Origin of the sequence: Pseudomonas sp. TJI-51, assembly GCF_000190455.2 — a bacterium.
GTDB classification, from domain to species: domain Bacteria; phylum Pseudomonadota; class Gammaproteobacteria; order Pseudomonadales; family Pseudomonadaceae; genus Aquipseudomonas; species Aquipseudomonas juntendi.
Map to the genome: position 1 here is coordinate 1 of NZ_AEWE02000109.1, position 12233 is coordinate 12233.

At 58.7% G+C, this 12233-nt stretch carries 13 protein-coding genes and 2 pseudogenes; 5 read left to right on the forward strand and 10 right to left on the reverse strand.

Going from position 1 to position 12233, the window contains the following annotated elements; genetic code table 11:
* From G1E_RS21320 to G1E_RS21335, 5 genes and pseudogenes are all read left to right on the forward strand, one after another.
* A partial coding sequence (locus G1E_RS21320; protein WP_047150088.1) for a YqaJ viral recombinase family protein occupies window positions 1-720 on the forward strand: 720 nt, incomplete at its 5' end.
* 90 nt (window positions 721-810) lie between these two features.
* Window positions 811-1758 (forward strand): annotated as a pseudogene (locus G1E_RS21325) (hypothetical protein); the annotation flags it as partial.
* A pseudogene (gene radC, locus G1E_RS21330) lies at window positions 1733-2229 on the forward strand (DNA repair protein RadC). The pseudogenes G1E_RS21325 and radC, both read left to right, overlap by 26 nt.
* 11 nt (window positions 2230-2240) lie before the next feature.
* Window positions 2241-2390 carry a hypothetical protein gene (locus G1E_RS28780; protein ID WP_009681602.1) on the forward strand — a complete coding sequence of 50 codons (150 nt, stop codon included), beginning with the start codon at window positions 2241-2243 and terminating at the stop codon, window positions 2388-2390.
* Between the two features lie 203 nt (window positions 2391-2593).
* A complete protein-coding gene (locus tag G1E_RS21335) occupies window positions 2594-2896 on the forward strand; it encodes a DUF3077 domain-containing protein (RefSeq protein ID WP_009681603.1) in 303 nt (100 codons plus the stop codon).
* A 249-nt stretch (window positions 2897-3145) separates the two neighbouring features.
* On the opposite strand, the gene G1E_RS21340 is transcribed toward G1E_RS21335, so the two are convergent.
* The 10 genes from G1E_RS21340 to G1E_RS21385 form a co-directional block, all read right to left on the reverse strand.
* Window positions 3146-3505: a RidA family protein gene (locus G1E_RS21340; protein ID WP_009681604.1), complete on the reverse strand. Its 360-nt coding sequence runs from the start codon at window positions 3503-3505 to the stop codon at window positions 3146-3148.
* A 36-nt stretch (window positions 3506-3541) separates the two neighbouring features.
* A complete protein-coding gene (locus G1E_RS21345; protein ID WP_009681605.1) occupies window positions 3542-4912 on the reverse strand; it encodes an FAD-dependent oxidoreductase in 1371 nt (456 codons plus the stop codon).
* On the reverse strand, window positions 4905-5240 hold the full coding sequence (locus tag G1E_RS21350; RefSeq protein ID WP_009681606.1) for a (2Fe-2S)-binding protein: 336 nt from the start codon (window positions 5238-5240) through the stop codon (window positions 4905-4907). Before G1E_RS21350 ends, G1E_RS21345 begins: the two co-directional genes overlap by 8 nt.
* Entirely contained in the window at window positions 5230-6366 is a 1137-nt protein-coding gene (locus G1E_RS21355; RefSeq protein ID WP_009681607.1) for an FAD-binding oxidoreductase, read from the reverse strand. Before G1E_RS21355 ends, G1E_RS21350 begins: the two co-directional genes overlap by 11 nt.
* A gap of 92 nt (window positions 6367-6458) precedes the next feature.
* Window positions 6459-7253 (reverse strand): ABC transporter permease, encoded by a 795-nt coding sequence (locus tag G1E_RS21360; protein ID WP_197844851.1) that lies wholly within the window; start codon window positions 7251-7253, stop codon window positions 6459-6461.
* An 11-nt stretch (window positions 7254-7264) separates the two neighbouring features.
* Window positions 7265-8134 (reverse strand): ABC transporter permease, encoded by an 870-nt coding sequence (locus G1E_RS21365; RefSeq protein ID WP_009681609.1) that lies wholly within the window; start codon window positions 8132-8134, stop codon window positions 7265-7267.
* Window positions 8127-9197: an ABC transporter ATP-binding protein gene (locus G1E_RS21370; protein WP_009681610.1), complete on the reverse strand. Its 1071-nt coding sequence runs from the start codon at window positions 9195-9197 to the stop codon at window positions 8127-8129. The genes G1E_RS21365 and G1E_RS21370 overlap by 8 nt, the downstream gene beginning before the upstream one ends.
* Window positions 9198-9237: 40 nt before the next feature.
* Complete coding sequence (locus tag G1E_RS21375) at window positions 9238-10269, reverse strand: ABC transporter substrate-binding protein (RefSeq protein ID WP_009681611.1); 1032 nt, start codon at window positions 10267-10269, stop codon at window positions 9238-9240.
* A gap of 245 nt (window positions 10270-10514) precedes the next feature.
* The gene (locus tag G1E_RS21380; protein WP_009681612.1) at window positions 10515-11432 is read right to left on the reverse strand and encodes a LysR substrate-binding domain-containing protein; all 918 of its coding nucleotides are present in this window, start codon (window positions 11430-11432) and stop codon (window positions 10515-10517) included.
* Window positions 11433-11583: 151 nt separating this feature from the next.
* A complete protein-coding gene (locus G1E_RS21385) occupies window positions 11584-12081 on the reverse strand; it encodes a hypothetical protein (RefSeq protein WP_052150942.1) in 498 nt (165 codons plus the stop codon).
* Window positions 12082-12233 lie beyond the last annotated feature (152 nt).

The following is a 12233-nucleotide window of genomic DNA, read 5'->3' on the forward strand; positions in this document are numbered from 1 at the left end:
AGCAAGCGCACCAAGAACAAAGTCCGGCGTATCAACGCCGTGCTGCAGCATCCCGATCCCGAGTTGCCCTGGATGCTGGCCAACATCGACCGTGAGGTGATCGGTGCCGACGACGTGCAGATCCTCGAATGCAAGACCGGCGGCATAAACGGGGCACGCCTCTGGAAAGAAGGCGTGCCCGAGTATGTGCAGCTGCAGGTGATGCACCAGCTCGCCGTCACCGGCAAGCAGGCTGCGGATGTGGCCGTGCTGCTCGGCGGCCAGACGCTGGATATCCACCGCATCGAGCGGGACGAGCAGATGATCGCTCGCCTGATCGAACTGGAGCGCAAGTTCTGGCACTACGTGGAAACCGATACGCCACCGCCAGCCGATGGCACCGTCTCTGCTGAAGCAGCACTGCGCTGCCTCTATCCAGAGGATAACGGTCAGGTCGTCGACTTCAGCAGCCATGCCGGACTGGCCGCTGCCTTCATCGAGCTCAAGGCCGTTCGCCAGTCGATTGCCGACAAGGAAAAGCGCGAGGCCGAGCTCAAGCAGATGCTGCAACAGGCCATGGGTGATGCCAGTCGGGCGGAGTTCTCCAGCGGCTACGTCAGCTGGCGCAAGGCCAAGGACAGCGTCGGTCTCGATGTCGCTCAACTGCTCCAGGAAAAGCCCTACCTGCAGGCCAAGTACCCGCTGCTGAAACCCGGTGCGCGGCGTTTCCTGGTCGGCTGATTTCCCTCTCCATCAACTCTTCCCCCCCTTGGCCAGTCCATGCAGTTCGTGCTGCGTGGCTGGCCTTTTTTCATTTTCAGGAGAACCCCCATGCTCAAAGGTCTGGCTATCACGCCCCCGGTGCTCGGACGCATCTCTATCGGTAAGGTCGTCAAGAAGAACGGCAAGCGCCTTCCGGAGAAGGATGACCAGTTCACCATCACCTCCCAGGTACAAGGCAATGACGGCTGGTTGCTGCACCCGCTCAATGATGAGCTGCGTCAGGGCAAGGAAGACAAGCTGCGCAGCATCCCGGTACGCCTGCTGTTCAACGAACCGGAGCTGAACTTTCGCGCCGACTACACCCTGTTCGACCGGCAATCCGGGCGGCCGCTGTGCGTGGGCAACGGCGAGATCTGCAAGCGGGTCACCCAGGACGGCATGCAGTCACTGCCCTGCCCTTCGCCAGACACCTGCTCGTTGGCCAAAGGCAATGCCTGCAAACCTTACGGCCGACTGAACGTGATCATTGGTGACGACGATCCGCTGGGCAGCTTCGTGTTCCGCACCACCGGCTTCAACAGCATCCGCACCCTCGCCGCCCGGCTGCATTACTTTCAGGCCATCTCCGGGAACCGCTTGGCGTGCCTGCCGCTCGAACTGCGCCTGCGCGGTAAATCCACCCGGCAAAGCCATGGCACGCCGATCTTCTACGTCGACCTGACGGTACGCGGCGGTATGGACATTGCCGAGACGCTGCAGGCCGCCAACGAGCTCGATGCGCAGCGGCAAGCAGCAGGATTCGTTCAGGCCGCCTTGGATGAAGCGGCGAAGCGTGGCTTCGGCAATGGCGCGTTCGAGGACAGTGAGGAAGATGCTGGTGCCATCGCCGAGGAGTTCTACCCCGCCGAAGAAACCTCATCTCCAACCACCAATACTTCCCAGCGTTCCGCGAAAACCAGCCTGGCTGAGAAGCTGGACGCACAAGCCCAGCTCCATACCCCACCGACAGATCACCATCAAGGAGCCCAGCATGCACCCGCACAAGCTGAAGGCCAGCGAATCGACCGGCACCTACCTGGTCGAGTCGCCGGTCACCGAAACCGACATCCTGCTGATGGCCCGGCAGTTGGCGAATCTGCGTCTGCGTCGGGAGCGAGCACTGACTTCACCGAAGGAAGTATTCAGCCACCTGCAGGCGCAGCTGGGCGACTACGAGCATGAGGCATTCGTCCTGCTCCTGCTCGACAGCCGGCACCGGATGATCGTCTTTCACGAACTGTTCCGGGGCACCCTGGACAGCGCCAGTGTCTATCCCCGGAAGTCGTCAAGGCTGCCCTGGAGCACAACGCCGCAGCAACCGTGCTGGTCCGCAACCACCCTTCCGGTGATCCGGAACCCAGCCAAGCGGATCTCACCCTCACCCACAAGCTGCGGGAGGCCTTGAACCTGGTCGGGGTACGAACCCTGCACCACATCGTGGTGGGCCACAAGGGCTGCATATCGCTGGCGGAACAGGGCTACCTGTGAGGAGAGCGACAATGAAGCTACTACGAGTTTTTGCTGCCGTGTTCCTGTTCGCCGGCATCCTCGCAGGCTGCCTGGCCCTTCTGCTGCTGGTGCTTCTGCTGGCGCGCTTTCCGCCCCTGCTGATCGCCGTGCTGCTGGCATGCTGGATTTCTGCCGCCTAGTGAAGGCGTTGGCGCCCGGAACAGCCGCGGCAGAGTCCACCACTGCACCACAGAACTAATCACTAGCCCGAGCCGCCAGGCCTGCACTGGCCGCCTCAATTCAATAGGGAGCATGACGATGAACAGACAATGTTTGATGTGCGACTCCAGCGCCGTGCTGACACGGGACGCAGCCAAAGGGCTGAGCGCCAGGAGGTGATGACATGAGCGCGCTTCCCGAGGCCGAGAAGGCCACTACCGCAGATGTGACGAGCTTCATCACGAACCAGAATCCGCCCATGGACTTGTTCCACATCAGCCCTGGCGTGCCCTGCGACTATGCCCTGGAACAGGCCTCGACCCTGTTGGGGTGCGTGCACAAGCTGATCCTCGCGGGGGCTGTGGATGAAGATGGCGACATGATCTGGGCCGCCTATTACCTGAGTGGGCTTGCCCAGGCGATTCTCGCGGATGTGGAGGCTGGGCGGATGCGGAACAAGCGGGAGAAGACTGTTCTGAAGGCCTAGAAATCCTGTGGGGAGTCCACTCAGCCCGCTGGGCTGCGCGATCGGGCGCGTAGCGGCCGTAGATGGCATGCCGGGTGCGATAGCCGCGGATATCCCCCCGGCTGATTGGTAAGCCGTGGGCGCAGCGGCGCACCTTGCGCCGGTGCGCGCGCTCACGCCAGTCAGAAGCTGTAGTTGAAACGCCTCATCACATTGCGCGGTGCCGTGAACACCGTACAGACCGGTTTAGCTGTAGTACTGCGAGGCGGCTTACTCAGCAACCGCGGCGGTCACGATGATCTCGACCAGCACATCCGGCGCGCCCATGTCGCACTGGGCGGTGGCGCGCGTGGGGGCGCAACCCGGTGCGGTCCAGGCGTTCCAGACCTCATTCATGCTGTCGAAGTCACGGGCCAGGTCTTTGATCCAGATTTGCGCTGTCAGCACCCGGCTTTTGTCTGAGCCCGCCTTCTCAAGATAAGCTTCAATTTTCGCCAATGTATCGCGTGTTTGGCCGGCGATATCTTGAGTGCGGTCATCGGCGGTCATCCCGCCGACATAAATCACACCATTATAAATAACGACCCGGCTACGGCGCGGGTCAGTTTCGATGCGAACGATATCACTCATATAGGCTCCTGGATTTTAGTATGAAGAACGGGCGAACTAATGTGTAAGTTCGCCCAGTAAAATAGGTTTGATAGGGGCGCGAACGCGGTAGTGGCCGACCTCGTTAGGATCGACGTTGCGCGTTTTCGCGATAATTTCGGTGACGGTTAAACCGCAGAAACGTCCTTGGCATGGCCCCATGCCGCAGCGGCCAAATGCCTTGGTTTGATTCGGCCCATGGCAGCCCAACGCTACATAGCTGCGAATCTGCCCAGCAGTCACTTCCTCGCAGCGGCACACCAGCACGTTATCGTCTGCGGGAATTCTATTTTCCTCTTGGGGGCGATAAAGAACATCCAGGAACTTTCTGATGCTCGTAGCGTTTTCCAACTGCTGAGCCAGTCCGGCCAGTTGATGTCCCAAGCCCTGCAAACTTCCAAGCTGCGCCCCAATTGCCAAGGCCGCCAAGCGTCCCTGTACAGCAGATGCCTTGGCGCCGACGATGCCTCGGCTATCACCGGCGACGTAGATCACGGTGTCGCCCAGGCGTCCATGCTCATCGGTATGCGGCAACCAGCAAAGTTGCTCGGGGCTCCAATAGTGCGCGGCGCCCGTCGAGAGGCTGAGTTGCGCATTCGGGACCACCCCTTGATGCAGTAACACCAGAGAAGACGCGACGGACGTGCGCTGCCCGCGATGTTTGAATTGAATGCCTTGGGCCGCATGGTCCCCCACGATTGCCAGGTCGGTAGCGCCCGAGTAAACCTTGACCCCGTGACGCTTGATCGACGCGAGCAGCTTCATGCCCTTGGCAAGATCACGCCAGCCTTTGAGCGCACCAGCCGCTTCGCGCAACGCCCGGACATAAGCCGACTGTGGTGTGGTGTCCACCAACGCCTTGATCGCCACGCCTGCCCTGAGGTATTGCCAAGCCAAGAGGTAGAGCAGCGGACCGCAACCGGCGAGGACAACGGGCTCGGTAGGCAGTGCACCAGCCCCTTTGAGCATGATCTGACCGGCACCCGCGCCCATTACACCAGGTAACGTCCAGCCTTTGATGGGGAATGGTCGCTCCATGGCGCCGCTGGCCAGTACGACATACTTGCCGACGATGTCTTCATTATGGCCATTGGCGATGTAATTGATTTCCCCCGAAGCGGCCACGTTCCAGACCACCGCACCGGTGATGTGGATAGCACCGCTGGCTTTGAATTCACGAGCAAGGGCTCGGCCTGCGACGTAATCCGCGCCGAGGATGTGTTGTATGGCTTCAGGAGCGGACTCGATCCGCCGATAAATCTGGCCGCCGAGCGCTGGTTGCTCGTCCAGCACGACCACCGTCAACCCCTGGGCGCGTGCCTGGCAGGCTGCGGCCATTCCAGCTGGGCCGGCACCGACGACCACCAGGTCTACCGGGACATTATTCATGGCACCCTCCCATTTCGCCGAGGTCCAGTGCCACAGCGCCGAGTTGACGCTTGATATGCATGCCGTCGCGCACCGGGACCATGCAACTTTGCCGTGCGGGTACGCCGTCGATTTCAACGAGGCATTCAAAGCAAACACCCATCATGCAGTACGGAGCGCGGGAAACATTACCGACGATACTGGAGCGGAAATCACGGGCGCCTTGGGTCAGCAACGCGGCAGCCACACTGATGCCCTCGGCGACGCGCAATTCTTGCCCCTCGAATGTGATTTTTACCGTCCGCCCAGCAGGCGCGTTCGAAACAGAAAAAAGCGGCTTAGTGGTCATGGGTAAAACTCGCGTTGGGGTCTAGGAATCTGTCGCTGTGGAACCCTTCGAAGTTCGGGGGTGAGGGTGTTATGCCCCCGACCCAGGGCCCGATGACGTAGGCGTGGATTGCCGCCAGTGTCACGCCGCTATGACAAATAACGGCATAGGCCCCTGGGCACGTCGTCGAACTCTGGTACACCGGGTAGCCGTCGGGGGTTAAAGGCCGAATGGCGCCCCATGCTCGAACGAGCCTCACATCCTTGAGGGCGGGAAACGTATCTACAGCCCGTTCGGCGAGCCAGCTGATCTTGTCAGGTGTCGTGCGATCATCCAGACCGACATCTTCTGAAGTCGAGCCGATCTGCACCGACCCTTCCTTGGTCTGCCGCGCCTTGTTCGTCGGGTAGGGGATAAACGGCTTGAGCCGCTCGGTGATCAGCACTTGCCCGCGCGTCGGGCGGGTTGGGGCATGCAACCCCACTTGCGATGCCAACTCGGAGATCCCGATACCGGCGGCGAGTACGAGCCTGTCGCTGTTCCAGGATTGGCCATCCCGGGAACGCGCCGTGAATTTACCGGTACCGGGGTCCTGCGAGACCGCAACAACGTCAACGCCAGAAATGATATCTGCCCCCTTCATTTTCAGACCCGCATGCAGTGCCCTGAGCAGCATCAAGGGGTTGGCGTGGCCATCATGAGTACCGAAGCTTCCGCCGACGACCTTGGGGCCTAGCCCAGGCAAATGCTGCCTCAGCTCTGCAGGGCCCATCATTTGATAGGGGATATCACCCACTTCTTTGTTGATTTTCTCAAGCAAGTCCGCCCGCGCTTGTACCTCTTTTTCGCTGAACCCAAGCCAGAAGCCGCCCGTTTGCTCAAGCCCCGTATCGACACCCGTCAGGCTGAGCAACTCCCGGTGCAGTTCCGGCCACTGTCTTACGGCATCGCGCGTCCATTGCGCATAGCGGGGCATCCCACCACCTTTGCTCGATAACCAGACCAGGCCAAAATTTCCCCGAGAGGCGCGTAATGCGGCATCCCCTTGGTCGAGGACGGTGACCTTAAGGCCCCTGCGCGCGGCACCGTAGCCAATTGCCGCGCCGACGAGTCCACCGCCCACTACGATCATGTGTTCTTTGCTCATACTTCACCTCCGCAACTGTGCGGCAGCTCTTGAAAAAAGGGCGAGCGGCTCCTCGCTGCCAAAGTCTTTGGAAGCGAAAAGTGCACCTGGGCCTATTTTTTACCGATTAATACTTTGTCCAAACCGACAATACGGTCTAGCAAAAACATGAGGATCATCGTTCCCACAATCATTACCGTGGAAACCGAAGTCGTCACCGGGTCGGTCATCAATGCGATCCGTTCATACAGGGCAACCGGAAGTGTCGTAGTACCCGGGGTGGAGACGAATATCGTCATGGTGACTTCATCGAAACTTTGAATGAAGGCCAATAACCAACCGCCGGCCACGCCTGGGAGAATCAAGGGAAACAACACTTTCCAAAAGGACACATATTTAGAGGCGCCGAGTGAGCGTGCCGCCAGTTCCGCATCGCGATCAATCCCGATGACAGCCGCCAGGGTAAGCCGCAGTGAGTAAGGCGTGACGATCAATGCATGCACCAATAACAGCCCGATGAACGAACCCGAAATCCCCGCCACTGAAAAGAACCTGAGAAACGCTACACCAAGCACGACATGAGGAATCATCAAGGGGGAGAGAATCAATGATGTAAGTGCTTCGCGTCCGGCGAAACGGTATTTGGCAATAGCTATCGCGGCGGGTACCGCGACAATGGACGCAATCGTCGCCGCGCCAAGCCCCAGCCACACCGAGAGCCAAAACGCATTGATCAACTCCGGGGCGTCCCAAATGGCTTTGTACCACCGCCACGAGGCGCCGTCGAAAGGCATCGATATATAGCCCTTGTCTGAGAAAGAGACCAATACAATGATCAACAGCGGCGCCACAATGAAACTGACGAACAGTGTGTGGAAGAGTATTGCAAAGGGTCCGTTACTTTCCAGGCTGCGATCACTCATACGAACACCTGCTTGAATTTTCGCTCGATCAATCGATTGCTGCCGATCACCACGAAGACAATGGCAATAAGCAAGAGCACCGCAATGGAAGCGCCCAATGGCCAGTTCATCGTGGAGAGAAATTCATCGTAGATCGCCGTGGTGACGACTTTGACGCCGCGACCGCCGATCATCGCCGGCGTGGCGAAGGCCGAGGCAGACAAGGTAAAGACGATGATCCCGCCAGACAAAATACCCGGCATCAGCTGCGGCAGCACAACGCGCCTGAAGGTGGTCACCGGGCCGGCCCCGAGGGAGCGGGCCGCATGGGCAATCTGGCCATCGACTTTTTGCAGCGTGCTCCATACCGAGATCACCATGAAAGGCATCATCACATGGGTCAGGGCAATCACTACCCCGGTCAGGGTAAACATGAGCTGTAGTGGCTGGTCGATCAGACCGAGTGCCATCAGCGCTGAGTTGATAAAACCTTCACGTCCCAACAACAGCGACCATCCCAACGTCCGTACCACCACGGAAATGAGTAACGGGCCGAGTATCACGACGAAAAAGCCACCTTGCCATGCGGGCCGCATGCGCGAAAGGATCAGCGTTTCAGGAACGCCAATGGCAATGCAGACGGCGGTGACGCCCAGTGACATCAAAGCGGTACGGGCAAACAGCTCGTAATAGAAACTGTCGCTGAGTACCTCCAGGTAACTGGCCAAGGTATAACTGTTTTGAGTGCCACTCATGGCGTCGAACACATTGAATGAAAGCATGCCAGTCAATGCGATGGGTACGACGAGCAACCCTAGAAACAACAGGAGCGCGGGCAGCGAGAGTACCCACTGAGCACCATTGGCGCGGTAGGTAGTGTCAGCCATGGGCGGCCTCCGCGGATACGACCTGCAGGTCGCCGTCGCCCCAACCGATGCCGACCGTTTCGCCTTCTTGAGGCTGGCGCTCGCCATTGTTCGGTGCTGTCATCTTCAACGCGCCCAAGGCGCTTTCGATTTCGTAATACCACAGGCCACCGAGGAACAAACGTGATGCAATACGCCCCTCGGCTTTCCCAACGCCGGGCGGGGTGAAGCGGATGCGCTCAGGCCGGATGAACAGCATGGCGTCGTCGCCCACCTTGAGCTGCTGCCGGTTCGCGGGCACGACGATGCCGTCCAGGTGGACCAATGCCTGTCCCTGGGAGATGGACTTCACCTTGCCCATGAGAATATTGGTCTGACCCAGGAAGCGCATGGCGAAGCTGGAGGTGGGCTGGTCGTAGACATCTTGAGGCTTACCCAGCTCTGCGATGCAACCGTCGGCCATCACAGCGATTCGGTCGCTCATTGTCATGGCTTCGACTTGGTCATGGGTGACCAAGATAGTAGTAATGCCGAGCCGGCGCTGGAGCGCCCGGAGCTCAACATGCATTTCACCCCTGAGCTTAGCGTCGAGGTTCGACATAGGCTCATCGAGCAGCAAGACACTCGGACGGATCGTCAAAACCCGTGCGATAGCGACACGCTGCCGTTGGCCACCGGACAACTCCCGTGGATAACGCGCCCCGAGCCCCGACAGACGGACCATCGCGAGCGCTTCTTCGACACGCGTCGCCAGCTCTTGTTTAGGCACTTTGCGCATCTGCAACCCGAAGCCGACGTTTTCGGCAACGGTCATATGCGGGAACAGTGCATAGCTTTGGAATACGATGCCCATGTCACGTTTTTCAGGCAGCATGCTGGTGATGTCGTTGCCACCGAGATGGACAGAACCCGTGGTAGGGGAAATAAATCCCGCGACCATCTGAAGTGTCGTCGTTTTTCCGCATCCCGAGCCACCCAGCAGCGAGATGAACTCACCGCTCTTAACCTCTAGGTCCAAGTTGCGCACAGCGGTAAAGCCGCCCGAATAGGTTTTCGAGAGCCCTCGGATAATCAAATTACTCATGGCCAATACTCACTATTATTATCATCGTCGAGAAAAGCGCTCACTCAACGGTACGGCTCCACTGTTTTGTCCATTCAGCACGTTTACGGTTAACGGTGTCCCAGTCTATCGGCACCAGCTGCGCAAGCTTCTCTTCGCCATAAGGGACCTCTTCGGCCAAACCCTCTTCGAGCTTGGCTTGCCGGTTGACGGGGCCGAAGCCCTCGGTGGCGAACTTGGCCTGCACACTGGGAGACGCCAGGTATTGAATCAGCGCTTGAGATTTTTCTGCGAGCTTATTCCCGGAAACTACACAGGCCGAAGCAATAATGGCGGGTGTGCCTTCTTTTGGATAAACAAACTCGATAGGAAAGCCTGTTTTTTTCAACGCCACGGCACGGTTGCTACCCCAGACAGCAATATCGATATCGTTGCTCTGGAACATCTGCGCTAATTGGGCATTCGAAGAGGTCCACGCCAATACATTGGGCGCGACATTTTCACGAACGGCTTTGAAGCCTGGGTCCATATCATGCTCACCGCCACCGTTGATGCGGGAGAACATGATCAAGGTATTTAGGCCGAACGTACCGGAGATAGGGTTGGAGGCGACGCGCTTGGCATATTTGGGGTCCGCGATGTCGGACCACGATGTGGGCGCCGCCCAACCATTCTTGGCGAAGACTGCTTTATTGTAGGCAATGCCCGTCGCCACCAGCCCGATACCGACCGCCTTACCCTTGAAGTTCGAGGCTGCGGCGATATCGTAGATGTCCTGATACACCGGCGACTGCGCCAAGTTATCGCACAGGCCAAATTGCACGGCGTAATGCATGGGGCCGTCGTCAAACAAGGCAACGTTGATTTGCTGACTGGCTCGCTGCGCTTGCAATTTGGCAAGGTTTTCACTCGAGCTGCCCGGCACATAAACGACGTTGACATCATGCTTGGCTTCGAACTCGGGAAGGATGACCGTTTCAAAGGTCTTTTGAAAGTCGCCGGAATACCCTGCGAAATAGAGCGTGTCTTGCGCATACGCGCCGCTGCTAAGCGTAATGGCGCTGGCCAATGCAAAGGTGTTGATTTTTTTCATGTCAGCTTCCCCTCCTCACGCGAGTTAACGAGGCAGTGGTCCGCCTCTGTTTTGACTCAATTGGGTAACATCAGTCGGCAGAAGCCCAGCTTCAATGCACGGACTATAATTGTTGTCTTCCAGGAGACGCTTAGCGCCCCAGTTCCGGCTGAACACAACGTTAAGGGGAGCAGCGGTGGACAAGCAAATAGAATATCGCCTTGGCCTATGCACTGGTGATATACCCCCCCTCCCGGGAGCAATCCCTACGCCGGCGCTTTACACCCGAGGCTCTCGAGTTCGCGGGCCAGCACGTCTTTGACGGTCGTCACGAAGTCTGAAATCAACCGATCGTTCGCGCGCTCTTTGGGGTAGATGATGTACCCCTGATGTTTTACGGTGGGCAGAAAAGGCCGCGTCACCATGCCCGAATGGCGGTAATCCAATGAGGCGAGCGGGTTCACGATCGATAGGCCTAGCCCCTGCATGACCAGCGAACAGGTGATTGAACTGTAAGAGGTCTCTAGGCGAATGTGCCGGTCAATACCGGCGTTTTCAAAATGGGTGTCGACCAGTGAGTAGCCATGTTCGGTGCGGGGCAGCGAGATGAAAGGCTCATTCGCCAGGTCCTGGGGGGTTATCACGTCCTTGCGTGCGAGCCGATGGTCTGCAGGCATCACGCAGACGGCGTCTACCTCATACAGGTGCTCATAGGCCAGGCCATAGTTGTTATTGACCTGGGAGACCAAGCCGACATCACAGGTTTGATCTTCAACCCAGCGTGCCACTGTCGTTGCGTGGCCGGTATGGATGGACACGCTGACTTCGGGCAGATTTTGACAAAACTGCTGCATCACCCTGGGCACCAGGCCCAGCGCAAGCATCTGTACTGCGGCGACCGTCAGCGCGCCACCGCTGAACCGCTTGATCCGCTTGGCGGCTTCGTCCAGATGGTGCAGCCCCGCAAAGCTTCGTTGTACCTCCTTGAAGAAGGACCGGGCGTCACTGGTGGGCACCAGTCGCCCTGGCAATCGCTCGAAAAGTTTCAAGCCGGTTTTTTGTTCAAGCAGCGCAATCGCTCTGCTCACATTAGGTTGTGAGGTGTGCAGCGTCTGCGCGGCCGCAGTGGTTGAGCCCGACAACATGACGGCCCTGAACGCCTCAATTTCAGAGAACCTCATCATGGAAAAGTCTCCAATATCGCTTTCTCCACAGCGCCAATATTCAGCTTGCCGGTATGCCGAATCAGTGTTTCAGCCTCTCTCAAAGCAATCACCCCCAATGCAGGACTCGCGCAGCGCTGCGTTAAACGCTTAATGTACCCCAGGTCCATCATCACACGGCGACGGGATGCTCCTTCGCTGCGCCAGGCTCGACGATGGCGGCGCTCAGTCTTGCAGCAACCCTGCGCGTCGGCGATTCGTCGTAATTATCACCTGTTAGTCGCAGCTTACGCCTGTGGTCTTCCTCGGCGCCAAACGCGGCCTCAATCATGATGAGGTGCGCCATCACTTCATCGATGCCGTCAGAAAGAAACGCACGGACCAGGAAGTGTTCGACAGGAGTTGAGAAAAGCTCCGACGCTTGGGGGCTAGCTACACGCAGCAGCTCCCACCTGGCTTCCAGTGCCTGCCGCACATCCTCGGCGGTTGCCCAAGTTCGCAGCCACATAGGGCGTTCGGCTTCCTCCCACTCGTCGTGGTCCACTTGGAAGGAGCACGGCTCCCACGTCAGCCGCTCAGGGTGGGGCGGCGGGTGCGGGAAAGCGCACAGGTCATCGTCGAGGGTATAGACCCAAGGCAGCCGGAAACCCCGCCAGTCCACTTCGGTCATCTCGGCCCAGTCTTCCCATGGCGCCAGTAGCAGGAAAAACAGTGCACGTTCTACCGCAGCGGGGAAGCGCCCGCTGTGGGGAACAATCTCGCCCAGATCCTTTGGCGTGAGAACAGATCCAGCACTACCGCTAGATAGAGCCATCCTTCATA